The organism is Leucobacter chironomi DSM 19883, assembly GCF_000421845.1.
Classification (GTDB): Bacteria; Actinomycetota; Actinomycetes; order Actinomycetales; family Microbacteriaceae; genus Leucobacter; species Leucobacter chironomi.
In genome coordinates, this window is record NZ_ATXU01000002.1 from 113,159 (window position 1) to 136,096 (window position 22,938).

The 22,938-nt window shown below is 71.4% G+C and carries 23 protein-coding genes, 1 tRNA gene and 1 pseudogene; 11 read left to right on the forward strand and 14 right to left on the reverse strand.

Features of this window, described 5'->3' with window-relative positions:
- Positions 1-6 precede the first annotated feature (6 nt).
- On the forward strand, positions 7-987 hold the full coding sequence (gluQRS, locus tag H629_RS0102385; protein WP_024355761.1) for a tRNA glutamyl-Q(34) synthetase GluQRS: 981 nt from the start codon (positions 7-9) through the stop codon (positions 985-987).
- A gap of 8 nt (positions 988-995) precedes the next feature.
- On the opposite strand, the gene H629_RS0102390 is transcribed toward gluQRS, so the two are convergent.
- Together H629_RS0102390 and H629_RS0102395 are read right to left on the reverse strand one after the other, a co-directional pair.
- Entirely contained in the window at positions 996-1,337 is a 342-nt protein-coding gene (locus H629_RS0102390; RefSeq protein ID WP_024355762.1) for a spore germination protein GerW family protein, read from the reverse strand.
- A 41-nt stretch (positions 1,338-1,378) separates the two neighbouring features.
- Complete coding sequence (locus tag H629_RS0102395) at positions 1,379-2,221, reverse strand: SGNH/GDSL hydrolase family protein (protein ID WP_029746482.1); 843 nt, start codon at positions 2,219-2,221, stop codon at positions 1,379-1,381.
- 71 nt (positions 2,222-2,292) lie between these two features.
- On the opposite strand from H629_RS0102395, the gene H629_RS0102400 reads away from it, so the two are divergent.
- The 3 genes from H629_RS0102400 (at position 2,293) to H629_RS0102410 (ending at position 5,071) form a co-directional block, all read left to right on the forward strand.
- A complete protein-coding gene (locus tag H629_RS0102400; protein ID WP_024355764.1) occupies positions 2,293-4,101 on the forward strand; it encodes a DEAD/DEAH box helicase in 1,809 nt (602 codons plus the stop codon).
- Between the two features lie 196 nt (positions 4,102-4,297).
- Positions 4,298-4,792 carry a Cys-tRNA(Pro) deacylase gene (gene ybaK / locus H629_RS0102405; RefSeq protein ID WP_024355765.1) on the forward strand — a complete coding sequence of 165 codons (495 nt, stop codon included), beginning with the start codon at positions 4,298-4,300 and terminating at the stop codon, positions 4,790-4,792.
- Positions 4,793-4,985: 193 nt separating this feature from the next.
- Positions 4,986-5,071, forward strand: a tRNA-Leu gene (locus H629_RS0102410).
- A gap of 29 nt (positions 5,072-5,100) precedes the next feature.
- Here H629_RS0102410 and H629_RS0102415 read toward each other — a convergent pair.
- The 3 genes from H629_RS0102415 to H629_RS0102425 form a co-directional block, all read right to left on the reverse strand.
- The gene (locus H629_RS0102415) at positions 5,101-6,267 is read right to left on the reverse strand and encodes an NAD(P)-binding domain-containing protein (protein WP_029746483.1); all 1,167 of its coding nucleotides are present in this window, start codon (positions 6,265-6,267) and stop codon (positions 5,101-5,103) included.
- Between the two features lie 126 nt (positions 6,268-6,393).
- Complete coding sequence (locus H629_RS0102420; RefSeq protein WP_024355767.1) at positions 6,394-6,957, reverse strand: DapH/DapD/GlmU-related protein; 564 nt, start codon at positions 6,955-6,957, stop codon at positions 6,394-6,396.
- Positions 6,958-6,973: 16 nt separating this feature from the next.
- A complete protein-coding gene (locus H629_RS0102425; RefSeq protein WP_024355768.1) occupies positions 6,974-7,999 on the reverse strand; it encodes a zinc-dependent alcohol dehydrogenase family protein in 1,026 nt (341 codons plus the stop codon).
- Positions 8,000-8,129: 130 nt separating this feature from the next.
- On the opposite strand from H629_RS0102425, the pseudogene H629_RS13865 reads away from it, so the two are divergent.
- Positions 8,130-9,059: pseudogene (locus H629_RS13865) on the forward strand (helix-turn-helix transcriptional regulator).
- Complete coding sequence (locus H629_RS0102435) at positions 9,056-9,574, forward strand: hypothetical protein (protein ID WP_024355769.1); 519 nt, start codon at positions 9,056-9,058, stop codon at positions 9,572-9,574. Before H629_RS13865 ends, H629_RS0102435 begins: the two are co-directional and overlap by 4 nt.
- Before the next feature lie 9 nt (positions 9,575-9,583).
- On the opposite strand, the gene H629_RS0102440 is transcribed toward H629_RS0102435, so the two are convergent.
- The gene (locus tag H629_RS0102440) at positions 9,584-9,898 is read right to left on the reverse strand and encodes a DUF7882 family protein (RefSeq protein ID WP_024355770.1); all 315 of its coding nucleotides are present in this window, start codon (positions 9,896-9,898) and stop codon (positions 9,584-9,586) included.
- A 257-nt stretch (positions 9,899-10,155) separates the two neighbouring features.
- Here H629_RS0102440 and H629_RS0102445 point away from each other — a divergent pair, with 257 nt between their 5' ends.
- Positions 10,156-10,818 (forward strand): helix-turn-helix transcriptional regulator, encoded by a 663-nt coding sequence (locus H629_RS0102445; RefSeq protein WP_024355771.1) that lies wholly within the window; start codon positions 10,156-10,158, stop codon positions 10,816-10,818.
- 3 nt (positions 10,819-10,821) lie between these two features.
- Here H629_RS0102445 and H629_RS0102450 read toward each other — a convergent pair whose 3' ends face one another.
- The 3 genes from H629_RS0102450 to H629_RS0102460 all read right to left on the reverse strand — a co-directional run bounded on the left by H629_RS0102450 (position 10,822) and on the right by H629_RS0102460 (position 13,436).
- A complete protein-coding gene (locus tag H629_RS0102450; RefSeq protein WP_024355772.1) occupies positions 10,822-11,334 on the reverse strand; it encodes a mycothiol transferase in 513 nt (170 codons plus the stop codon).
- Between the two features lie 34 nt (positions 11,335-11,368).
- Positions 11,369-12,169: an SDR family NAD(P)-dependent oxidoreductase gene (locus H629_RS0102455; protein WP_024355773.1), complete on the reverse strand. Its 801-nt coding sequence runs from the start codon at positions 12,167-12,169 to the stop codon at positions 11,369-11,371.
- A 61-nt stretch (positions 12,170-12,230) separates the two neighbouring features.
- Positions 12,231-13,436: an NAD(P)/FAD-dependent oxidoreductase gene (locus tag H629_RS0102460; RefSeq protein WP_024355774.1), complete on the reverse strand. Its 1,206-nt coding sequence runs from the start codon at positions 13,434-13,436 to the stop codon at positions 12,231-12,233.
- Between the two features lie 221 nt (positions 13,437-13,657).
- Between H629_RS0102460 and H629_RS13870 the strand changes: the two genes are divergently transcribed.
- The gene (locus H629_RS13870; protein WP_338034107.1) at positions 13,658-14,200 is read left to right on the forward strand and encodes a PLD nuclease N-terminal domain-containing protein; all 543 of its coding nucleotides are present in this window, start codon (positions 13,658-13,660) and stop codon (positions 14,198-14,200) included.
- Positions 14,201-14,240: 40 nt separating this feature from the next.
- Positions 14,241-15,404: a PQQ-dependent sugar dehydrogenase gene (locus H629_RS0102470; RefSeq protein ID WP_024355775.1), complete on the forward strand. Its 1,164-nt coding sequence runs from the start codon at positions 14,241-14,243 to the stop codon at positions 15,402-15,404.
- On the opposite strand, the gene H629_RS0102475 is transcribed toward H629_RS0102470, so the two are convergent.
- Genes H629_RS0102475 through H629_RS0102485 form a run of 3 tightly spaced genes read right to left on the reverse strand, consistent with a single transcriptional unit; the run spans position 15,344 to position 17,954 of the window.
- Positions 15,344-16,213 (reverse strand): metal ABC transporter permease, encoded by an 870-nt coding sequence (locus tag H629_RS0102475; RefSeq protein ID WP_024355776.1) that lies wholly within the window; start codon positions 16,211-16,213, stop codon positions 15,344-15,346. The genes H629_RS0102470 and H629_RS0102475 overlap by 61 nt on opposite strands.
- Positions 16,210-17,007, reverse strand: coding sequence for a metal ABC transporter ATP-binding protein (locus tag H629_RS0102480; protein ID WP_024355777.1), 798 nt, complete (start codon positions 17,005-17,007; stop codon positions 16,210-16,212). Before H629_RS0102480 ends, H629_RS0102475 begins: the two co-directional genes overlap by 4 nt.
- Positions 17,004-17,954 carry a metal ABC transporter substrate-binding protein gene (locus H629_RS0102485; RefSeq protein WP_024355778.1) on the reverse strand — a complete coding sequence of 317 codons (951 nt, stop codon included), beginning with the start codon at positions 17,952-17,954 and terminating at the stop codon, positions 17,004-17,006. The genes H629_RS0102480 and H629_RS0102485 overlap by 4 nt, the downstream gene beginning before the upstream one ends.
- A 277-nt stretch (positions 17,955-18,231) precedes the next feature.
- On the opposite strand from H629_RS0102485, the gene H629_RS0102490 reads away from it, so the two are divergent.
- Together H629_RS0102490 and H629_RS0102495 are read left to right on the forward strand one after the other, a co-directional pair.
- A complete protein-coding gene (locus H629_RS0102490; protein WP_024355779.1) occupies positions 18,232-20,196 on the forward strand; it encodes a BCCT family transporter in 1,965 nt (654 codons plus the stop codon).
- 108 nt (positions 20,197-20,304) lie between these two features.
- Positions 20,305-20,862: a hypothetical protein gene (locus H629_RS0102495; protein ID WP_024355780.1), complete on the forward strand. Its 558-nt coding sequence runs from the start codon at positions 20,305-20,307 to the stop codon at positions 20,860-20,862.
- Here the strand turns inward: H629_RS0102495 and H629_RS0102500 are convergent.
- Together H629_RS0102500 and H629_RS0102505 are read right to left on the reverse strand one after the other, a co-directional pair.
- Positions 20,840-21,937: a magnesium and cobalt transport protein CorA gene (locus H629_RS0102500; protein WP_024355781.1), complete on the reverse strand. Its 1,098-nt coding sequence runs from the start codon at positions 21,935-21,937 to the stop codon at positions 20,840-20,842. The two genes, H629_RS0102495 and H629_RS0102500, sit on opposite strands and share 23 nt — an antisense overlap.
- 57 nt (positions 21,938-21,994) lie before the next feature.
- Complete coding sequence (locus tag H629_RS0102505) at positions 21,995-22,891, reverse strand: TIGR01777 family oxidoreductase (RefSeq protein WP_029746487.1); 897 nt, start codon at positions 22,889-22,891, stop codon at positions 21,995-21,997.
- Between the last annotated feature and the right edge of the window lie 47 nt (positions 22,892-22,938).

The window sequence follows — 22,938 nt, forward strand, 5'->3', positions numbered from 1 at the left end:
GAGAGGGTGGAGGATCAGACGAGCGCGCGGCCCGCGCCGGGAGCGCACGCCCCGAACGGCCTCGGCGCCGGGCGCTACGCCCCGAGCCCCTCGGGCGAACTGCACCTCGGCAATCTGCGTACGGCGCTGCTGGCGTGGCTGTTCGCGAGGGCGAGCGGGCGCCGCTTCCTCATGCGCATCGAAGATCTCGACCGCGCGCGCGACGCCGGTGCGGGGGAGCGGCAGCTCGACGATCTCGCCGCCATCGGCATCGACTGGGACGGTGCGGCCGTGCTGCAGACCACGCGGGGTGCGGATCACGACGCCGCGATCGGGCGCCTCGCCGCCGCCGGTCTCGTCTACGAGTGCAGCTGCACGCGGCGCGACATCCTCGCCGCGCCGAGCGCCCCGCACGCGCCGCCCGGGGCGTACCCCGGCACCTGCCGCGACCGCACGGACGAGGAGCGGGCGGCGGCGCGCGCCGCGATCCTGCCCCGGAAACCGGCCCTGCGGCTGCGCGCACCAGAGGGAGTGCACGCGCTGGAGTTCGACGACCTCGTGCTCGGGCGCACCCGCGGCGACATCGACGACTTCGTGCTGCGGCGCGGCGACGGCACTGTCGCCTACAACCTCGCCGTGGTGGTCGACGACGCCGCGATGGGCGTGAACCAGGTGGTGCGCGGCGACGACCTGGCCTCGTCGACGCCGCGGCAGATCCTGCTGCAGCGGATGCTCGACCTGCCCTCGCCGCCCGCCGTCGAGTACGCGCACGTGCCGCTCGTGCTCGGCCCGAGCGGAGCGCGCCTCGCGAAGCGGGACGGCGCGGTCACCCTCGCGCAGCTGCGCGACGACAGGGTCGGGGCCGGAGAGGTGCTGAGCACCCTCGCGGCGTCCCTCGGCCTCGCCGCCCCGGGCGAGCCCGTGACGACTGCGCAGCTGCTCGACCGCTTCGACGCCTCCACCCTGCCCCGGGAGCCGTGGGTGTGGCGAGTCGGCGCTGAGCGGTAGCGCAGTGCCTACTTCTTGAGGGCCTTGATGATGCGGGCCAGCGCACGCCCGGCCACCCACACGAACGGCACGCCGACCGCGAGAAGCGCGATCACATTCGGCTCGAATCGGGTGTAGCCGTCGCGGGTCACATAGGCGCCGACGGGCACCGACATGCCGCCCCCGCCGCCTCCGGAGCCCTCGCCCTGCGCGTCTTCGAGGCCGCCGCCGCCCTCGCCGGCGCCGAAACCGTACGAGGTGCACGCGACGGGCATGATCGTGGTGCCGTCGATCTCGACGGGCTCGCCGTAGGACGAGCGGACGCCCACCTGAGTGACCGTGTCTGCAAGCTGCTGGGTGAGTGATGCCATGCCCTCACCATACCCGCTCGCCCGCGATTCCGGGCCGAGTCTCAGGCAGCTCCCACCGGGGGCTGCGCCTCGCCCGCGGCGTCGCCGGAGCGCCCGCGCCGGGCAGGCTCGGGCCGGGGCCGCTTCGCCTCGATGCCGTCGCCCGAGGAGACGTGCTTGATGCGGCGGATCACCCACGGCACCAGGTGCTCGCGCGCCCACACCACGTCCTCCTTGCGGGCCTGGCGCCAGGTGCGCAGAGGCAGGGGCGGCGGATCCATCGGTGCGAGATCGTGCGGCACGTTGAGCGCGTCGAGCGCGGCCCTCGCGATCGTGTGGTGGCCGAGCGCGTTGAGGTGCAGCCGGTCGCCGGCCCAGAACCGGCTGTCCTGCAGCTCTTCGAGCGCCCACTGATCCACGACGACGCAGTCGTGCCGCTTCGCGACCTTGCGCACGTTCTCGTTGAAGATCGCGACCTTGCCGCGGATCGTGCGGAACACGGGCTGGAAGTTGGTGTCGACGCCCGTGAAGACGAGGATCGTGGCCCCACTCGCGCTGAGGCGCTCGATCAGGCGGTCGAGTTTCGCCGCGACCTCGTCGGGGTCGGTGCCGGGGCGGATGACGTCGTTGCCGCCGGCGCACACGCTGATGAGGTCGGGGCGCAGATCCAGCGCCGCCTCCACCTGCTCGTCGGCGATCTGCTGGATCAGCCTGCCGCGCACCGCGAGATTGGCGTACGCGAACTCGTCGTCGAAGCCGCTGAGCACCTCGGCGAAGCGATCCGCCCAGCCCCGCAGCCCGCCCGGGCTGTCGGCGTCGGGGTCGCCCACGCCCTCCGTGAAGGAGTCGCCGAGGGCCACGAAACGCGACCAGGGAAGCTCGATTCCCGCCTGATCCTCTGTCACTGACATCCCCTGTCCGTCGAGCGGCGCCCGTCTGAGAACGCTCGCGATCTACACCGCTAGTCTAGAACGCTGTGACAGATTCGGATCCAGCCCTCCATCTCCCGGGAACGAGCGCCGCCGAACACCTGCCCCCCGCCTACCCCGAGCGCGCCGCCCACGGCACGGCCCCGCGGCTGCGCGCCTGGCAGGAGGAGGCGATCAAGCAGTATCTCGAGCAGAGCCCCCGCGACTTCCTGGCCTCGGCGACGCCGGGCGCGGGCAAGACGACCTTCGCGCTGCGACTCGCGTCGATCCTGCGCGCCAACCACACGGTCAGCCAGATCGTGGTGGTCGCCCCCACCGAGCACCTGAAGACCCAGTGGGCCGACGCCGCCGCCCGCGCCGGCATCCGCCTGAACCCGCACTACTCGAACAGTGACGGGCTCGGCTACGGCCGTCACTTCCACGGCGTCGCAGTCACCTACGCGCAGGTCGCCATGAAGCCGGTGCAGCACCGCCGGCTCACCGAGAACGCCGACACGCTCGTCATCCTCGACGAGGTGCACCACGGCGGCGACGCGCTCAGCTGGGGCGACGCGATCCGCGAAGCCTACGGCAGCGCGAAGCGGCGGCTCTCGCTCACGGGCACCCCGTTCCGCTCGGATGAAGCGCCGATCCCGTTCGTGCAGTACGCGCCGCAGGGCGACGGGTCGCGCCTCTCGCTCACCGACTACGACTACGGCTACGGGCGCGCGCTCGCCGACGGCATCGTGCGCCCCGTCATCTTCATGGTCTACGCCGGCAAGATGCGCTGGCAGACCTCGGCGGGCGAGGAGATGGAGGCCGCGCTCGGCGAGGGCAACACGAAGGACATCACCTCGCAGGCGTGGCGCACCGCACTCGACCCCTCGGGCGAGTGGATCGCGAAGGTGCTGCGCGCCGCCGACCGCCGCCTGAGCGAGGTGCGGCAGCAGATCCCCGACGCGGGCGGGCTCGTGATCGCCACCGATCACGCCGCCGCGAAGTCGTACGCACGGCAGCTGCGCGAGATCACGGGCGAGGAGGTGGCGCTGATCCTCTCGGACGACGCCGGCGCCTCCGAGCGCATCGACTCGTTCTCGGCCGGGGACTCGCGCTGGATGGTCGCCGTGCGCATGGTGTCCGAGGGCGTCGACGTGCCCCGCCTCGCCGTCGGCGTGTACGCGACCAGTTCGTCGACGCCGCTGTTCTTCGCGCAGGCGATCGGCCGCTTCGTGCGTTCGCGGCGCCGCGGTGAGGTGGCTTCGGTGTTCATCCCGAACGTGCCCGCGCTCATGCAGCTCGCCGCCGAGCTCGAGAAGGAGCGCAACCACGTGCTCGAGGGGCCCAAGAGCGCTGAGGAGATGTGGGACGCCGAGGCCGCGCTCATGGCGGAGGCGGAACGAGAGGATCGCGCATCCTCGGAGCTCGAAGACGCCGAGTTCAAATACCAGGCGCTCGGATCCGACGCGCACTTCGACCGCGCCGTGTTCGACGGCGCCGAGTTCGGCGGGTACGCCGAGGTCGAGAGCGAGGAGGAGCTCGACTTCCTCGGATTCCCGGGGCTGCTCGAACCGCAGGAGGTGAAGGCGCTGCTGCAGCAGCGGCAGGCGCGGCAGGCGCGTCGCTCGGCGAACCGCCAGGGTCTGCTCGAGCACGCGCCGGAGCGGGCCGAGGCCCCCGAGGCGCTGCACCGCACCCTCGGCGAGCAGCGCAAACTGCTGTCGAGCCTCGTGGGCATGTACGCGAAGGTGTCGGGGGAGCCGCACAAGGACATCCACACGGAGCTGCGGCGGGTCTGCGGCGGCCCCGCCGTGGCGCAGGCCTCGGTGACGCAACTGCAGAAGCGGATCGAGCTGCTGCGGCGCCGGCTGCGCCCCTAGCCGGGCGGGCTGGGGTCTGCCCCTCGGGGTGTCTGTGGCTTGCGGTGGATGCCGGCCGAAAGGCGGGTTTCGCATCCCAGGCCTCGCGGGCCGCTGCGAAATGCGCCTTTCGCGGGGGTGCAACGGGGGTTTGCGGGCGGGGAGAGGGGCTGGGGAAGCAGAGCCAGGGCGCGTGGAGGCTTCGTAGGATGGGCCTGTGGGAAAGAAACGCGCAGCAGCATCGACGCCGGCGACCATTGCGCTCGGCAAGGCGGGCATCCCCTTCGAGGTGCGCGCCTACGAGCACGACCCCGGGGTGAGCGATTTCGGGGGAGAGGCCGCAGCCGCGCTCGGCGTCGTGCCCGAGCGCGTGTTCAAGACGCTGCTCGCCGAGGTGGACGGCGCGCTCGCCGTCGGCATCGTGCCGGTGTCGGGCCGGCTCGACCTCAAGGCGCTCGCGGCTGCGCTCGGCGGCCGGCGGGCGGTGATGGCGGATCCGGTGCTCGCGGAGCGCAAGACCGGGTACGTGGTGGGCGGCATCAGCCCGATCGGGCAGCGCACGCGGCTGCGCACGGTGCTCGACGAGTCGGCTCGGGATCACGGCACGGTGCTCGTGTCGGGCGGTCGCCGTGGTCTCGACCTCGAACTCGCGCCCGACGATCTGGTGCGGGCGACCGGTGCCGTCGTGGCGTCCATCGGCCGCGCGGCGTGAGGCTCGGCCGGGGCTGCGGGCCGCGGCCCGCGGTGAGCCGGACGCGGATCGGCCGCATCGTTTCGCGTGCCGAAACCGGGTGCGGCGCGGGGTGGGGAGGCGCGACGCGCCCGGCCGTTCCCGCCGGATTCGTACCGCGCCGAGATCCGTGCTAAATTACTATCTGTTCGGCCGATGAAGGTCCGGAACGTTCGCGCGGGTGGCGGAATTGGCAGACGCGCTAGCTTGAGGTGCTAGTGCCCGTATTAGGGCGTGGGGGTTCAAGTCCCCCCTCGCGCACGCGAATGAGAACAACCCCCGGCAGGTCATCACGACCGGCCGGGGGTTGTTTGCGTTTCCGGTGCAGGCGCGGCCGAGAACCGTTGGGCGAGGGCGCGCGCGGCGTCGCGGCCGGCCCGGTTCGCGCCCACCGTCGACTGCGAGGGGCCGTAGCCGATGAGGTGCACGCGGGGCTCGGCGGCGACCCGGGTGCCGCGCAGCGCGATGCCGCCGAGCTCGTTCCTGAGTGTGAGCGGGTCGAGGTGCCGCAGGTCGGGCTGGAAGCCGGTCGCCCACAGGATCGCGTCGACCGGGGTGAAGGTGCCGTCGGCCTCCCGCACTCCGCCCGGCTCGAGCGCGGTGAACATGGGGCGCCGTTCGAGCGCGCCGCGTTCGCGGGCGGCGACCGCGTACGGCGTCCAGGCGAGTCCCGTGTACGAGACGATGCTGCGGCCGGGCAGGCCGGCCTCGGCGTCGGCCGTGACCCGCGCGATCACCTCGCGCCCCTCGACCTCCGGCCGAAAGCCGCCATCGCGGAACACCGGCTCCCGGCGGGTGTACCAGTGCGTGGCGGCGACTCGGGAGATCTCTTCGAGGAGCTGCACCGCGGAGATCCCGCCGCCGACGACGGCGACCCGCTGCCCCGCGAACTCCGCCGCGGAGACGTAGTCGCGGGTGTGCAGCTGACGGCCGGCGAAGGTCTCCTGCCCCGGGTAGCGGGGGAGTCGCGGAGCGTTCCAGGTGCCGGTCGCGTTGACGATCGCGCGCGTGCGCCAGGGGTCGGCGTCGGTGTCGACGAGCAGATCGCCGTCGGCGTCGTCGTCGAGGCGGGTGACGGCGCGCACGGTGACCGGTCGCAGGATCGGGAGCCGCGTCTCCCGCTCGAATTCTCCGAAGTAGGCGGGCACGGCGTCGCGGCTGGAGACCTCGGGAGCGGTGGCCGGCTTCGGATGGTCCGGCAGATCGAAGATGCCGTTGACCGTCGCCATGCGCAGGGACGCCCAGCGATGCTGCCACGCACCTCCGGGCGCCGGGTTGGCGTCGAGCATGACGAAGGTGCGTGCGCCGTCTGGCGCGTCGAGCGCGCTCGCGAAGCCCCGTCGGGCGAGGTGGTAGCCCGCCGAGAGCCCTGCCTGCCCGGCGCCGATCACGACGACGGTCGCGAAGCGGGCCGCGTTCTCGGCGTCCGCCGGAGCATCCGTCCTGGTATCTCGCACTGCGCGCCCCTCTCGCGGCCACTCTCGCATCCGGCGCATCCGCTGCGTCCGGCTGCCGACCATGCTCAGTATCCCAGCACCACTCGCTGCGGCGCCGGCGGCGTGCTCGGGTCGCAGCGGGAGGCGTCAGAGTTCCTTGAGCGTACGGGCCGGCACTCCGCCCACGACGGCGCGCGCGGCGACGTCGCGGGTGACGACGGCGCCCGCGGCGACGACCGCGCCCGCTCCGATCGTCACGCCGGCGAGCATGTTCGCTCCGGCGCCGATCCAGACGCCGTCTCCGATCACGACGGGTCGCGGGATCGTCGTCGCCCGTTCCGCCGGGTCGAGATCGTGGTTCAGGGAGGCCAGCACGACGTTGTGGCCGATGAGCACGTCGTCACCGATGCTGATGCCGCCCTGGTCTTGGAAGCGGCATCCGCTGTTGACGAAGACGCGCTCGCCCAGCACGGTGTTCTTGCCGCAGTCGGCCGTGAACGCCGGGAAGATCGTGAAGGAATCCGGTACGGCTCGCCCGGTGAGGCGGGACATGATCTCGACGCGCTCCTCGCGCGTCGTGCAGCGGGTGTTCAGCTCCATGCAGATGCGGATCGCTTCGTCTGCGAGCTCGTGCATCTTCTCGGCGAGGGCGGTGCCCGGCCGCGCCTCCTCTCCCTCGTTCATGCGGGTGAGGAACTCCTGCGTGTCCATCGCGATCCGCTTCGGTTCAGACGGTGAGGAGCACTTTGATCGCGGTGCGACGATCCATCGCCTCGTAGCCTGCGGCGGCTTGCTCGAGCGGCAGCACGAGGTCGAAGACTCTGCCGGGATCGATCGCGCGGTCGCAGATCAGACGGATGAGCTCGGGAAGATAGCGGCGTACGGGCGCCGGCCCGCCGTGCAGGTGCACCTCGGCGAAGAACAGGCGATCCGCCGGGATCGTGACTCCCCGGTGCGCCACACCCACGAAGCCGATGTGCCCGCCGGGCCGGCACGAGCGGATCGCCTGCAGCAGCGACTCCTCGGTGCCGACCGCTTCGATGACGGAGTGCGCGCCGAGCCCCCCGGTGAGTTCGCGAATGCGGGCGGCGCCCGCATCGCCGCGCTCCTCGACGATGTCGGTCGCCCCGAACTCGCGCGCGAGCTTCTGCCGCTCGGGGTGGCGGCTCATCGCGATGATGCGCTCGGCGCCCAGCTGCTTCGCCGCGAGCACGCCCATGAGACCCACCGCGCCGTCGCCGACGACGGCGACGGTCTTGCCGGGCCCCGCTGCGGCGGCGTCGGCCGCGAACCATCCGGTGCCGAGCACGTCGGAGGCCGCGAGCAGCGAGGGCACGAGCTCGGGATCGGGTTCGCCGGGTACCACGACGAGCGTGCCGTCGGCGTGGGGGATGCGCGCCTTCTCGGCTTGCGTGCCGCTCGTCGCGGACACGAACTCGAAGTGGACGCACTTCGACGGGTATCCCGACTCGCAGATCTCGCACTCGCCGCACGAGATCACGAACGAGCCCACGACGAAGTCGCCGGGTCGGACGGTGCGCACTGCCTCGCCGACCTCCTCGACGACGCCCACGTACTCGTGACCCATGGGGGTGCGGTCGACGGGCTCGACGCCGCGGTACGGCCACAGGTCCGAGCCGCAGATGCACGTCGCCGTGATCTTGATGATCGCGTCGGTGGGGAGCAGGATGCGAGGATCCTCCCGCTCGCCGACGGTGATGGTGCCGGGTGCGTCCATGATGACAGCGCGCACGGGTGCTCCTTACTGCTCGGGGACATCGATGTCTCAACGACATCACACGAGACCGGGATGAGGAAGCCCCTATCGAGAGGGGCACTGCCAGGGCCTCCTTCGTCGACGCTCTCCGGCCTAAGGCGGAAGCATGGACAATCGAGGCGAGGTGCGCGACTTCCTCACCACGCGACGGGCGCGGATCACTCCGAATTCCGTGGGTCTCCCCGCCGGCACGAATCGCCGGGTGGCGGGGCTGCGCCGCAGCGAGGTCGCCGCGCTCTCAGGGGTGAGCGTGGAGTACTACACCCGCATCGAGCGGGGTGCGATCGCCGGGGCATCGCCGGAGGTGCTCGACGCGATCGCTCGCGCGCTGCGACTCGACGAGGCCGAGCGCGCGCACCTCTTCGACCTGGCTCACGCCGCGAGCCCGGTGGCGCGGCCGCCGCGCCGCCGGGCATCGAAGGGCTGGTCGCCGCACCGGAGCCTGCAGTGGGCGCTCGACGCGGTGACCGATGGGCCGGCGTTCGTGCGCAACGGCCGGATGGACATCCTCGCGGCCAACCCGCTGGCGCGCGCCTTCTATCGCTCCGCGTTCGACGCTCAGCAGCAGCCGAACTTCGCACGCTTCACGTTCCTCGACGAGCGGGCGCTCGAGTTCTACCCGGACTGATCGATGTTCGCCGATGTCACCGTGGCGATCCTGCGTACCGAAGCGGCGCGCGATCCGCACCACACGGAGTTGCACGACCTCATCGGGGAGCTGTCGACCCGCAGCGAGGAGTTCCGTACCCGCTGGGGTGCGCACGAGGTGCGTCACCACGGCAGCGGTTTCAAGACGTTCCGGCACGACGTGGTGGGAGAGCTGACGCTCGCCTACGAGGGCTTGGCGATGGAGTCGGAGCCCGGCCTCACCCTCACGATCTACGCGGCGGAGCCCGGCTCCGCCTCCGCCGAGCGGCTGCGGCTGCTGGCGAGCTGGGCGGCGAGCGCTCCGGCGACCGCGACTCCGACCGCGACTCCGAGCGCTCCTGCGGGCGAGGCTCGCGGCGCGGCGGGCTCGCTAAGCTCTGAGCCATGACCTTTGAGAATCTCCTGCGGCGCGTGGACCGAATCGCGGGCGGCAGGCAGGCCGGCGTCGCGATCTCCGACGAGCTCCGCACCCACCCGAAGACCCGCCGAGGCTTCACCTGGATCATGTGGCTGCTGGTGGCGGAGCTGGCGCTCGGCGTCGCCGCCGTCGTGATCGCGGTCGCGCTCGCCGCGGGCGGCGAGGCGGTGCCGTTTGCGGTGTGGATGCGCACGCTCGTGGTGTTCGGCATGACCGTCACGCTGTTCTACTTCGCGTGGCGGGCGTCGCTCGGCTGGCGCTGGGCCTACCAGCGGCTGCGGCTCTTCGCGCAGATCTTCCCCGTCATCACGCTCGTGCTGGCGGCGATCCCGGGCCTCTACCCGGCCTGGATGGTGACCGAGCAGATCATCTTCAGCCTCATCATGATCGGCATCGCCGACTTCCTCACGAGCGACCACATGCGCGCCGCATTCAAGGCGCCCGAGCCGCGTGATGCGCCGGACGACCAGACGCCCCCGGCCTGAACGCGCGGCTCAGCGGCTGCGGGGATCCGCCTCGTGCTCCGGGGTGAGCACGAGCCCCCGGCTCGAGTACGACGACTGCGTGAGCCGCTGCAGCCACGCCCGCGAGAGGGGCGGGCGCTCGGGCGCGGAGAAGTGGAACACGATCGGCACTCCGGCCGAGATCCAGAGCGTCGTCGTGACCGCGCGCTGCTGAGCCTCGGCGGTCCAGGTGAGGAAGAACGACTCGTTCCTCCGCACCCGCGCGACGATCACCACCCGCAGGTGCTCCAGCGTGCGGTCGTCGAAGCGGTACTCCTGGTGCCTGCCGTAGATGAGTGTTCCCACTGCTGCCTTCGTGTCGAGGCCTGAACGACTCCTTGGGGGCGGGTGCGCCGGTCCCGGCGGGCGGCCCGTCCGGCGCGGGTGGAGCGGGAGGGGGCGTGCCTCCCGGGGCAACTGTAGCGATGCAGGCCTCACCCACAGGGGTGTGTTCTCACCCGGGCGAAACCGGTACAGTGCCTCGTCCGGGCGCGGCCGATCGGGGTTGCGAGCGGGGCACCCGCGCGCCGGATCTCGCCGCTGCGGACGCCTATACTCGTCGTGTGACTGCCGAGCCTCTGAGTCTTCGCCTCCTCAACGACTACGAGGTGGTCGTCGCCGGCCTGCGCGCCATGCTCGAGCCGTTCGGCGAGCGCGTGCGCGTCGTGGAGGAGGACGTACGGCAGGTCTCCGAGCGGCGTGTGGACGTCACGCTCTACGACACCTTCGGGCGCGCGCTCGCCGATCAGCGGGACCTCGATGAGCTGGCCGCCGATCCGGCCACCGGCACCGTCGTGGTCTACGCGTGGAACACCCGGGAGACGGCGGGGGAGCCCGTGGGGCTCGACTACGTCGACAAGTCGCTTCCCGCGCACGAGCTCGTGGCCGAGCTTGAGCGGATCGCGGGCCGCGCGCCCGCCCGCGGCGGTGCCGCGCGGGGCCCGGCAGCGCCCGCTCCGGTGGAGACGGCTGCGCGCCCGGCCGAGCCGGAGGGCTCGTGGCCCGGCCGCGAGCACGGGCTGAGCGTGCGCGAGGCCGAGGTGGTCGCTCTCATCACCCAGGGGCGCACGAACTCTGAGATCGCGGCCACGCTGTACCTCAGCCTGAACTCGCTCAAGTCGTACATTCGCACGGCGTACCGCAAGATGGGCGTCGAGCGCCGCTCGCAGGCGGTGCGGTGGGGGATCGAGCACGGCATGCTGCCGTCGCGCCCCGGCGGACGCTGACCCCTACTCGAACGCGCCCGGCGCCAGTCCCGCGACGTAGGCGGCCTGCGCCACGTGCGCGGCGGCGTCGACGGAGATGCTCACGAGACGCGCGGCCCGGGTCACCGGTGGATCCCACTGCTGGTCCACGATCTCGTCGAGCGCGTCGTCGTCGAGCGTACGCAGGTAGGCCAGCTGCGCGTCCACCACGGCGGCGAGGTGGTCGAGCAGCAGCTCGGGGTCGTCTACCACGACGGTGCGCGCCTCCTCGGGCGTGTGCCCGTACCCCATCTCGTGCGGGTCGAGGGGGAGCCCGAAGCGCCGGTCGAAGCCGGTCGCCGTCCAGACCGGTTCGCGGCCGGAGAGCGCCGCGAGCTGCTCGTCGAGCTGGCGCGCGGCGTGCCACAGCAGCCACGCGATGGAGTTGTCATGGTGCGGGTGCGCGTTCAGCAGACCCGGGGTGAGGGAGAGTCGCAGCGCCTCCGCGGCGGCCCTCGGCCGTTCGGCCAGGTCGATGAGAATGTCGATGGTGTGCATGTCGTGCTGCCGCCGCGGGCTCGGAGCGTGGCCCTCAGAACGTCGCGACGGATCCTCCGTCCACTCGATAGTTCGAACCGTTCACGAAAGAGGCGCGATCGGAGCACAGGAACGCGATGACTGCCGCCACCTCCTCAGGGGAGCCTCGTCGCTTGAGCTCGAGGAAGGGGCGCTCCTCGTCGAGGAAGGAGCGGATCGCCTCGTCTCTCGTCACCCCCAGCTCGTCGGCGCGGCGATCCATCATCGCATCGGTCATCGGCGTGCGGATGAAGGCGGGGGAGACCGCGTTGACGAGCAGGCCCTGACCCGCGTAGCTGCGGGAGAGCCCCTTTGCGAGCGCGAGCACTCCCGCCTTCGCGGCGCAATAGGGCAGCTCGTCGTCGTACGGCTGCACGGCATCCTCCGAGGCGATGACCACGAGACGCCCCCGGCCGCTCGCGCGCAGATCGTCGAGGAAGGCACGGGTGACGCGAACGGGGGCGAGCAGGTCGACGTCGAGCGTCGAGAGCCAGCCCGCGTCGTCGATCTCGTGAAACTTGCCCTGGGCGCCGGTGATCCCCGCGCAGTGCACGAGCGTGTCGACGGGGCCGACGGCGGCGGCCGTGCGGCGCCGCAGCTCCTCGATGTCGGCCGGGCGGGTGAGGTCGGCAGGGAACGCGTGCAGCCGATCCGGCGCAGCGCCCAGATCCTGCGCGGCCGCGCGCAGCTGATCTGCATCGCGGTCGGTCAGCACGACCGTCGCCCCCTCCCTGAGCAGTTCGGCGGCGGTGCTCCAGCCGATGCCCGAGTCGCCTCCGGTGATGAGGGCCGTGCGGCCCGCGATGCCGAGATCCATGGTGCTCCTTCCTTGTGCGGCCGGATGCGGCCGGGTTCCGCTGGATGCTGCTGGAGGCCGCTCAGTCGTCGTCCTTCGTCGGGATGCGGCGCCGCAGCGCCTCGCGATCCGAGGCGTCGGCGTGCGCGATCGCGTCGCGGGCCGCGTCGCGGCGGCCCGCGACGCCCCAGAGCAGTACACCCGCAACACGATCTCCGTCGACGTAGTACACGACGCCCCGCTCGCCATCCCACTGCTCGACGGTCTCGAATGACGAGTCGAGGGTGCCGACCGCCTCGTAGCGATGACCGAACACCACCGAGTAGAAGAAGGGCGTGTGGTCGTAGGGCTCATCGGCGCCTGCGAGGTTGCGGCCTGCCCGGTGCCCCATCTCGACGGCGTTGTCGACGTGCTCGATGCGGCGCCGGCCGAGGATCTCGTCGGGGTAGGAGGCGATGTCGCCCGCGGCGAAGATCCGGGGATCGCTCGTGCGCAGCCGCGCGTCGACCAGCACGCCGTCGTCGGTGTCGAGGCCGCTCTGTCCGGCCAGTTCGATGTTCGGGGTCACCCCGACCCCCACCACCACCGCGTCGCAGCTCACCTCGCTCCCGTCCGACAGTGCGAGGCGCACCGCGCCGTCCGGCTCCACCTCCGCCCCCGCGGCCCGGGCACTCGGCACCAGCGTCACGCCGTGGCGCTCGTACATGCCCTGGAATCTGGAGGCCAAGCCGGACGGGAACTTCGATCCGCCCAGCACCGCGTCGGGGAAGATCAAGGTGACCCGGGTGTCGTTCTGCACGAGGGCCGCCGCCAGCTCGGTGCCGATGAAACTGCCCCCGACCACCGCCACGTGCCGCCCGTCGCCGGAGAGCCGGCGCAGCCGCCGGTAGTCTTCGACGGAGCGGAAGCAGACGATGCGATCGTCGTCGGGGAGGCCCGCCGTGTTCGGGGTGCCGCCCGTCGCGAGCAGTAGCTGCTCGTACCGCAGCTCGATCCCGTGCTCCGTGCGCACGACGCGCTCGTCGCGGTCGATCGCCACCGCCCGCTCGCCGGCGAGCCGTGTCGCGCCCGTGTCGGCCTCGGTGTCGAGCCAGGCGTCGTCGAATGCGAAGGAGGCGTCGGTCCAGAGCTTCTTCGAGAGCGCGGGGCGCGCGACCGGGGGCGTCTCCTCCTCCGCCACGATGCCGATGGGGCCGTCGGGGTCGAGTTCGCGGATGCCGCGGGCCGCGCTGTCCGCGACCATGCCGCCGCCGATGATGAGGTACCGGTACTCGCTGCGCTCGGACATGTCTTCACGGTAGTCAGCGGCGGCGGCCCGACGGCAGGGCCTTGCGGGCGCCCCTCGGCAGTGCTAGCGGCGCCGCACCCGCGCGGCGCCCCTCGGCAGTGCTAGCGGCGCCGCGCGGGTGCGGCGGCTGCGGTGGGATAAACTTCGCGAGCGCACTCGAACTCGACGGCGTGCAGGCGCTCGGCGATCCCGATCGCCGGATCACCGCGAAGGAGTTCATCATGTCTTTCTGGACCTCATTCTGGGACATCATCGTCTGGTTCTTCTGGATCTTCGTGTTCATCGCCTACCTCATGGCGCTGTTCTCGATCATCGGCGACCTGTTCCGCGACCGCACGACGAAGGGGTGGGTGAAGGCCATCTGGGTCGTCTTCCTCATCTTCGTGCCGTTCCTCACCGCCCTCGTCTACCTCATTGCGAGGGGCGAGGGGATGGGCCGCCGCGCATCGGCCGCCGCCGAAGAGCAGCAGCAGGCTGCCGAGGACTACATCCGCACCGTCGCAGGTGACAGTCCGGCCCAGCAGATCGAGCGCGCCCCAGCTCCTGACTGCCGGTGCGATCACCGAGGAGGAGTTCGCGGCGCTCAAGAGTCGCGCGCTCGCCTGAACGCGAACGACTCATCGAGCGTGACGGCCTCCCGGGCGCTCAGGCGCGCGGGAGGCCGTTGTCCGTTTTCGCCGTCGGGCGCTGCGGCCGGGGCCGCGTCGAGGTACTGGGGTCGGACGCTGCGGCCGGGGCTCCCATTTGGGCGCGAGAGCGCGTAGGCTCACCGGCAAGAGCCGCGCACGGCGAACGGAGGCCGAGATGTCCGCGAACAGCTCGACTCGGCGCCGTGGCGGCGCGGCCGTCGCCGCGGTCGAAGTCACCGTCGCCGCGCTCACCTTGTTCGTCGGCTGCGCGAAACCGGAGACCCCGCAGGGCGGAGACGAATCCGGCGCGCCGTCGAGACCCGCGGAGGTGATCGCCACCGGGCTCGACGCGCCCTGGTCGATCGCGTTCCATCACGGCACACCGCTCGTCAGCGAGCGCGACACCGCCCGCATCGTGGAGCTCACCGCGGCGGGCGGGGTCCGCGAAGTGGGGCGGATCGAGGGCGTCACTCCGGCGGGCGAGGGCGGACTGCTCGGCATCGCCGTGCACGAGGAGCATCTCTACGTCTCCCTCACCGCGGGCGACCGGAACCGCATCGAGCGCTTCCCGCTCTCGGGAGAACCGGGTGCGCTCGCGCTGGGGGACGCGGAGACGGTGCTCGACGGCATTCCCGCCGCCGTCAACCACAACGGCGGACGCATCGCCTTCGGCCCGGACGGGATGCTCTGCGCCACCACGGGCGACGCCGGTGAACCGGACGACGCCCAAGACCCCGACTCGCTCGCCGGGAAGATCCTGCGCCTCACCCCGGACGGGCAGGTGCCCGACGACAACCCGTTCCCCGCTTCGTTCGTGTACACCCTCGGCCACCGCAACCCGCAGGGTCTCGCCTGGGACGCCGACGGCGTGCTCTACGCCTCCGAGTTCGGGCAGAACACCTGGGACGAACTGAACGTGATCGAGGCGGGCGGCAACTACGGCTGGCCGGAGGTCGAGGGTATCGCGGAGCGCAGCGGCTTCATCGACCCCGTGCAGCAGTGGACGCCGGCGGAGGCCAGCCCGAGTGGCCTGACCGTCGCCGACGGGCGGCTCTTCATCGCCAACCTGCGCGGCGAACGACTGCGCTCGGTGCCGCTCGCAGACCTCGGCGCGGCGACTGTGCACCTCGCCGGAGACTACGGGCGTCTGCGCGACGCGGTGACCGCGCCGGACGGGACGCTCTGGCTGATCACCAGCAACACCGACGGTCGCGGAGCGCCGAGATCGGACGACGACCGGGTGCTGCGAATCGACACGCGCGGGTTCGTCGGCGCCGGTCAGGCCCGGGCGCGCCGCGCCCGCCGCCGGGCCAGCACCCGGGTGGCGATGAGACCCTGACGCGGCCCGAACAGGTAGGCCAGCGCGAACGCGGCCCCCTGCGCGAGCACGATCATGGGGCCGGAGGCGGTGTCGAGGTAGTAGCTCGTGTAGAGGCCGATGATCGCGCAGCCGGCTGCGACCGCGGGGGCGATCACGAGCATGCGGCCGAAGCGATCGGTGAGGAGGTAGGCGGTGGCGCCGGGGATGATGAGCATCGCGACCACGAGGATCACGCCGACCGCCTGCAGGGCGACGACCGAGGTCATGGCGAGCAGGCCCAGCAGGATCGCGCCGAGGAAGCGCGGGTGCAGGCCGATGGCGTGCGCGTGGGTGGGGTCGAAGGCGAAGAGGGTGAAGTCGCGCCGCTTGACGATCAGCACGACGAAGACCAGGGCGGCGAGCACCGCGATCTGCAGCAGATCGGCGGCCGATACGCCGAGCAGGTTGCCGAAGATGATGTGGGTGAGATCGGTCTGCGAGGGCACGACCGAGATGATCACGAGGCCGAGCGCGAACAGCGTGGTGAAGACGATGCCGATGGCGGCGTCCTCCTTCACGCGGCTCGTGTCCCGCACCGCGCCGATGAGCGCGACGGCGAGCACGCCGAACACCACCGCCCCCAGCGCGAAGGGGGCGCCCACGAGGTAGGCGAGCGCGACGCCGGGCAGCACCGCGTGCGAGACGGCATCGCCCATCAGCGACCAGCCGATGAGCACGAGCCAGCAGGAGAGGAGCGCGCAGACGACCGAGGCGATGAGGGCCGTGGCGAGGGCTCGTGTCATGAAGTCGTAGCCGAGGGGATCGAGCAGCAGGTCGAGCGGGTTCATGCGTCGTCTCCTCGTTGCGGGCGGTCGCCGTCGCGGTGCATGACGTCGAGCCCGAAGGCGAGCGCCAGCGCCTCCGGCTGCAGCACCGCCTCCGGGTCGCCGTGCATGAGCACGCGCCGCATGAGCAGCACCGCCTCGTCGGCCAGGGCCGGGAGCGCGTGCAGATCGTGCGTGGATACCAGGATCGTGTGACCGTCGCTCGCGAGTTCGCGCAGCAGGCGGGTGATGGTGGCCTCCGAGCGCTTGTCGACCCCCGCGAAGGGCTCGTCGAGCAGCAGCGTCGTGGCCCCCTGGGCGATGCCCCGGGCTACGAAGGCCCGCTTGCGCTGGCCCCCGGAGAGCCGCCCGATCTGGCGGTCGGCGTAGTCGGTCAGCTCGACGCGTTCGAGTGCGCGGCCGACGGCCTCCCGGTCGGCGCGCCGGGGCCTGCGGGAGATCCCGAGGTGTCCGTAGCGCCCCATCATCACGACGTCGCGCACCGAGACGGGGAACGCCCAGTCGACGTCCTCGCTCTGGGGGACGTAGCCGATCCGTCCTTCGCCGCGGGCGCGGGCGGGCGGATCGCCGTCGATGAGCACCGAGCCGGCATCGGGGCGGATCATGCCCATGATGGTCTTGAACAGGGTCGACTTGCCCGAGCCGTTCATGCCGACGAGACCGCAGACGCGGCCCCGTTCGACGGTGAAGCTCGCCGAGTCGAGGGCGAGCACCTCGCCGTAGCGCACGGTGAGGTCGCGGATCTCGAGCGCGGGTGCGGGGGCGGTCGCGGGTGCGGAGTCGGCCGGGGTGCTCATTCGGTGCTCCCGGTGAGTCCTTCGGCGATGAGCCGGGCATCGTGGCGGATCAGTTCGAGGTAGCTCGGCACGGGGCCGTCGGCCTCCGAGAGGGAGTCGACGTAGAGCACACCGCCGAAGGCGGCATCGGTCGACTCGACGACCTGCCGCATGGGCTTGTCCGAGACCGTCGACTCGCAGAACACGGCCGGCACTGTGTTCTCGCGCACGAAGTCGATGGTGTCCGCGATCTGCCGCGGTGTCGCCTGCTGTTCGGCGTTGACCGCCCAGATGTACCGTTCGGAGAGGCCGGTGTCGCGGGCGAGGTACGAGAACGCCCCCTCGCAGGTGACGAGGGCGCGCTGCTGCTCGGGCAGTCCGGCGAGCTGTGCGATGAGCTCGTCGTGCACGAGCTGCAGCTCGGCGCGGTAGGCCTCGCCGTTGGCGGCGTAGTCTGCGGCGTGCTGCGGGTCGAGCTCGCTGAAGGCGGCGACCATGTTGCCGACGTAGAGCTGCGCGCTCCGCGGGCTCATCCAGGCGTGCGGATTCGGCAGCTCGGCGTGGGCGTCGTCGGCGATCGGGATCGGCTCGACGCCGTCGCTGACGACGGCGCGGGGAACGTCGAGGTCGGCCACGAACTGCTCGAACCAGGCCTCGAGGCCGAGGCCGTTGTCGAGGATCAGCTCGGCGTCGGCGGCACGGCGCACGTCGCTCGGCGTGGGCTCGTAGCCGTGGATCTCGGCGCCAGGCTTGGTGATCGACTCGACGCGCAGGTGGTCGCCTGCCACGTTGCGGGCCATGTCGGCGAGCACCGTGAACGTGGTGAGCACCACTGGGCGCCCGTCGTCGGGCGCGGCCTCATCGGCAGCTTCGGCTGATCCGCAGCCTGCCAGGGTGCTCACGACGAGTGCGATCGCGGCGAGCGCGAGGCCGCGGCGGGCGGCGGTGCGGTGCGGGCGGCGGGGCATGGGGCTCCTGTGTTCGGGTGTGTGGGGGCGGTGTGCTGGGGTGCGGACCCGGCGCCGGTTCCGCAGGCGGAGGCGCGTGGTTCGATGGTGTCCATTCTAAAGTTCGACACGGCGAACTTTCAAGTCTGCGGTGCCGATGCTGATGGCTGAGCGGGCGACAGCCCCGTCCGGCGACCGCCGCAGCGGGACGGCGACGCGGATCCCGGCTTGCAATGACCCGCACCGGCCGCAAAGGTAGTAGGGCCGGAACCGTTCGGCCGACAGGGGTGGAGGGGCCATGACTTCGAAGGACCAGCAGGACGAGGGCGCCGCGCGCCCGGATCGTGAACCGCCCCACCCCGAGGAGAGCGGCGACGGCGGCGAGGTTCCGCCGGAGACGCTTGCGGAGGCCGTGCTCGCCTCCGAGGCGGAGCTCGTCGAGCAGCTGAGCCGGGTGGCCGCCGCGATCCCCTCCGACCCGGATCTGCCGGTCACCGTGCACCTGCCGCAGTCCGTGCAGATCGCCGAAGACGACTCCGACGCGCGCATCACCGAGAAGCTGCGGCGCCACGGGGTGCGCATCGGGCGCGGCATGATCTCACCGCGGGTCTTCTGGCCCGCGCTCATCGTGATCCTGCTCGTCTCGCTGTTCGCGATTCTCGCCCCCTCCCTCGCCGAAGGCGTCTTCACCGCCGTGCAGAGCTGGATCGTCGAGAACCTCGGCTGGTACTACATGATCATCGTGGCCGTGTTCATCGTGGTGGCGGTCGGCATCGCGTGCTCGCGGCTCGGGCGGATCCGCCTCGGCCGCGATGACGATGTCCCCGAGTTCGGCGCGCTCTCGTGGTTCGCGATGCTGTTCGCCGCCGGTATGGGCATCGGTCTCGTCTTCTACGGCGTGGGCGAACCGCTCACCTACGCGACGGTGCAGCCGAAGCCCGGCTGGGAGGGCGACCAGGCCGAGCTCGCCGGTCTCGCCATGGCGCAGACCTTCGTGCACTGGGGCCTGCACCCGTGGGCCATCTACGCGGTCATCGGGCTCGCGATCGCGTACGCGATTCACCGCCGCGGCCGGCCCGTGTCCATCCGCTGGTCGCTCGAACCCCTCTTCGGCGAGCGCGTGAAGGGCTGGGTGGGCGACGTGATCGACGTGCTCGCGATCTTCGGCACCGTCTTCGGCGTCGCGACCTCGCTGGGCCTCGGCGTGCAGCAGATCTCCGCGGGCATGGCCGAGATCGGGGTCGTCGACCGGGCGAGCAACACGCTGCTCGTGGTGCTCATCCTCGTCATCACCCTCATCGCCATGTTCTCGGTGATCAGCGGCATCGGCGCCGGCATGAAGTGGCTCTCGAACATCAACCTGTCGATGGCGGGCCTGCTGCTCATCAGCGTGCTGCTGCTCGGGCCGACCCTGTTCCTGCTGCAGAACCTCACGGAGTCGATCGGCTTCTATCTCGCGAACGCGCTGCAGATGACCTTCGACGTGGGCGCCTACCAGCGCTCGCCCGAGGCCACGAGCTGGTTCTCCGGCTGGACGATCTTCTACTGGGGCTGGTGGATCTCGTGGTCGCCGTTCGTGGGCATCTTCATCGCCCGCATCTCGCGCGGCCGCACCGTGCGCGAGTTCATCGCCGGAGTGCTGCTCGCCCCCACGCTCGTCGGCGTCGTGTGGTTCTCGGTGATGGGCGGTGCGGGTCTCTACCGGCAGCTCTTCGGCGCCGGCGACCTCGTCGAGAACGGTGAGGTGCACGTCGAGAGCGCCCTCTTCAAGGTGCTCGGCGACTTGCCCTTCGGCACGGTGTTCTCCGTGCTCGGGATCCTGCTCATCGCGATCTTCTTCATCACGTCATCGGATTCGGGATCGCTGGTGGTCGACATGCTCGCCTCGGGCGGCCACCCCAACCCGCCCACCTGGTCGCGGGTGCTGTGGTCGGTGCTCGAGGGAGTCGTGGCGATCGCCCTGCTGCTCGCCGGCGGACTGCAATCGCTGCAGGCGGCGGCGCTCGCGACCGCATTGCCGTTCAGCGTGGTGCTGCTGCTCATGAGCTGGTCGACGCTGCGCGCGCTGCGCATCGACCATCGGGTGCTAGAACGCGCCGAGCGCATCGAGCGCCTCGACAGAGTCACCGAGCACATCTCGAACGAGCTGGCGGGCACGATCACCGACATCCCCGAACTCGAATCGTGGGTCGACGACCGCATCGACTACCGCATCTCGCGCACCAGGGGCGCCTTCGGGCGCAAAGCGGGGGAGAAGCGATAGGGTGCGTCTCGCGGATCGTTGCCGTTCTCTGCCGCGGGGGCCGGCAGCCGAGATGAGAAGTCGAACGAACGACTTGTTTTCTTGACCAGGGCAATCTAGTGTGGATCCATGGCTTTCAGCGGTCTCGGCGCACTAGTGGATCAGCAGGTTCGGGCGATGAAGTCGCGCGATGTGGTGTCCTACCAGGTCACCGGTGGTTCCGCTCCCGGGATGTACGTGGACTTTCCTCTCAGGGGCGCTGTGAGCTTCGCCTGGGTCGGATATCGAGCTTCCCATCCGGATGCCACGACCGCCGCGATCGTGGCGACTGCGCCGATAGCCGATCTCGACGTTCTGCTCTTCGATCGACTCGGGCTGAAGCATCGGACGACATGGTCCGAGGCCGGTACGACGGTCCTCTTCGAAGGGACCGAGGGCGTCCAGGAGGTTCGCGTCTGGGCGGCTGACAGCACGCATCTCGTGGCCGTTGCCGCCGACGGCGAGGTCGGGGTCGTGCTCCTCGCCCGAGGGGACTCGCACCCGGTCGCCGGTCAGCGGATCACGAGGGTGACGGCCCCGGATCCGTTCATCGACGAGTGGGCGACGGTGGTGCTGAGGGAGCCCGCGCGCTCCGCGGGCCACGGTCGCACCGGCGTCGAGCCCCCTACATCCACTTCTTCAGCTTGAACACCACGTACAGCAGCGCCGCGAACCCGACCATCCCGCCCACGGCGAGCGGATACCCGGCGGCCCAGTGCAACTCGGGCATGAGGTCGAAGTTCATGCCGTAGACCGCGGCGATGAGGGTCGGCGCGAAGAGGATCGCCGCCCAACCCGAGATCTTCTTCATGTCCTCGTTCTGGCGCTGCGCCACGAGCGTGGCGTTGACGTTGAGGATCTGCGAGAGCGCGTCGCGCAGCTCGGTCGTCTCGGTGACGACGCGGGTGAGGTGGTCGGCGACGTCCTGCAGGTAGGCCTGCAGGGGGTCGGGGATCGCGTACTTGTCGGCGCCCTGCTGCAGGCGATGCACGACGCGGGTGAGCGCGGTGGTGGCGTGGAGCACGTCGATCACCTCCTGGCTGAGGTGGTAGATGCGTTCGGCCGCGGCGGCGTCGCCGCTGAACACCTGGCGCTCGATCTGCTCCTTGTCGGTCTGCACCCCGTCGAGCACGGGGAAGTAGCCGTCGACGATCGTGTCGAGCAGCTGGTACACGATGCCCTCGGGGCCGAGTCGCAGCAGTTGCTCGTTCTCCAGCAGCCGGGCGCCCTCGCCGAGCGGGGCGCCCGGCGGTGCGACGGCGCCGGAGGCGATTTCGGTGCCGTCGGCGAGCCTCCCGTCCTGGCAGACGATCACCACCGCGCGCGGCCGCACGAGCAGGTGGAACTCGCTGAACTCCACCTCCTCGATCTCGTCGATGTACCGGGCCGAGCGCAGCACGAGGAACAGCACCTCGCCGTAGCGCTCGAGCTTGGGCCGCTGCCCGGCGTGCAGCAGATCCTCGACCAGCAACGGGTGCAGCTGCCACGCGGAGGCTAGCTCGGCGATGCTCTCGGGCGTGGGGGCGGCCATCACCGTGAGCGCCAGGTGCGAGGGATCGGCCCGAGTGAAAGCGAGAGACGCCTCGGGAGGGGCGCCGACTGCGAGCGGCTGCGGATGGCCGTCGACGATGTGCCGGGTCAGTGCCGGTGCGGCCGTCGTCGCCGTCGGGGTGACGCTGCGCGCCCGATCCCGTGCCGCGCGCTTCAGTCGGTGCTCTGCCACGCCCACCCCTTTCGTCGAACCGTCTGGCAGTGTATCCCGAACGGGCGGACGACCGGGCTAGCCGGCGAGCGCCGCCGACACCGCCCGCTCGACCGTGGGATGCTCGAACGCGAAGCCCGAGCCCTCCAGCACGGTGGGCAGCACCCGGGCGTCGGCGAGCAGCAGCGAGTCGGCGGCGTCGCGCCCGAGGCCGAGGCGCAGCGCCCACGGGGGCGCGGGCAGCAGGAAGGGGCGGTGCAGCTGCCGCGCCAGCTCCCGACCGATGTCGTTCGCAGATGCGGCGTGCGGCCCGCAGAGATTCACCGGGCCTTCGATGTCGGCCGTGATGAGATGGCGGATCGCCCGCACTTCGTCGTCGAGCGAGATCCAGGGCCAGAGCTGCGTGCCGGCGCCCAGTGGCCCGCTCAGCCCCGCCCGCGTGAGGGCGAGCAGCGGCTTCAGCACTCCCTCGGCGTGCAGCAGGGGAGCGGTGCGCAGCAGCACCACTCGGGTCTCCCGCCCCGCGGCGCGGGCCTCCCGCTCCCACGCCCCGCTCAGCTCGGCGAGGAAGGTGCCGCCCTGCGGGCTCGCCTCGTCGAGCGTCTCGCCCGGCCGGTCGCCGTAGTAGCCGACCGCCGAGGCGCAGAGGAACGCGGGGGCTCGTCCACCGAGGCTGCGCAGCGCGGTCGCAAGCGTGCGGGTGGGGATCAGCCGCGACTCGCGCAGCGTGCGGCGGTACCCGGCCGTCCAGGGCAGCCGGCCGATGCTCGCCCCGTTGAGGCACACCACCGCATCGGCGCCGTCGAGCACCGCTGGATCGAGCGGGCGGCCATCGGTGAGCCACTCGACCTCGTGCGGGCCTCGCGCGGGTCGCCGCACGAGGTGCGTGATCCGCCGCCCCTCGGCCTGCAGCAGCCAGGTGAGCGCCCCGCCGATCAACCCGGAACCTCCCGCGATCACCACGTGTCCGTCCATGATGCGCCCCCCTTCGCCTGCCACGATCCTAACTCCGGGTGCTGCGA

Excerpts from the sequence above, each read along its gene's own strand:
- H629_RS0102390 (WP_024355762.1), bottom strand. The coding sequence starts at position 1,337 with ATGGCATCACTCACCCAGCAGCTTGCAGACACGGTCACTCAGGTGGGC.
- H629_RS0102420 (WP_024355767.1), bottom strand. The coding sequence starts at position 6,957 with ATGGACACGCAGGAGTTCCTCACCCGCATGAACGAGGGAGAGGAGGCG.
- H629_RS0102435 (WP_024355769.1), top strand. The coding sequence starts at position 9,056 with ATGACCTTTGAGAATCTCCTGCGGCGCGTGGACCGAATCGCGGGCGGC.
- H629_RS0102450 (WP_024355772.1), bottom strand. The coding sequence starts at position 11,334 with ATGCACACCATCGACATTCTCATCGACCTGGCCGAACGGCCGAGGGCC.
- H629_RS0102455 (WP_024355773.1), bottom strand. The coding sequence starts at position 12,169 with ATGGATCTCGGCATCGCGGGCCGCACGGCCCTCATCACCGGAGGCGAC.
- H629_RS0102460 (WP_024355774.1), bottom strand. The coding sequence starts at position 13,436 with ATGTCCGAGCGCAGCGAGTACCGGTACCTCATCATCGGCGGCGGCATG.
- H629_RS13870 (WP_338034107.1), top strand. The coding sequence starts at position 13,658 with ATGTCTTTCTGGACCTCATTCTGGGACATCATCGTCTGGTTCTTCTGG.
- H629_RS0102470 (WP_024355775.1), top strand. The coding sequence starts at position 14,241 with ATGTCCGCGAACAGCTCGACTCGGCGCCGTGGCGGCGCGGCCGTCGCC.
- H629_RS0102475 (WP_024355776.1), bottom strand. The coding sequence starts at position 16,213 with ATGAACCCGCTCGACCTGCTGCTCGATCCCCTCGGCTACGACTTCATG.
- H629_RS0102480 (WP_024355777.1), bottom strand. The coding sequence starts at position 17,007 with ATGAGCACCCCGGCCGACTCCGCACCCGCGACCGCCCCCGCACCCGCG.
- H629_RS0102485 (WP_024355778.1), bottom strand. The coding sequence starts at position 17,954 with ATGCCCCGCCGCCCGCACCGCACCGCCGCCCGCCGCGGCCTCGCGCTC.
- H629_RS0102490 (WP_024355779.1), top strand. The coding sequence starts at position 18,232 with ATGACTTCGAAGGACCAGCAGGACGAGGGCGCCGCGCGCCCGGATCGT.
- H629_RS0102495 (WP_024355780.1), top strand. The coding sequence starts at position 20,305 with ATGGCTTTCAGCGGTCTCGGCGCACTAGTGGATCAGCAGGTTCGGGCG.
- H629_RS0102505 (WP_029746487.1), bottom strand. The coding sequence starts at position 22,891 with ATGGACGGACACGTGGTGATCGCGGGAGGTTCCGGGTTGATCGGCGGG.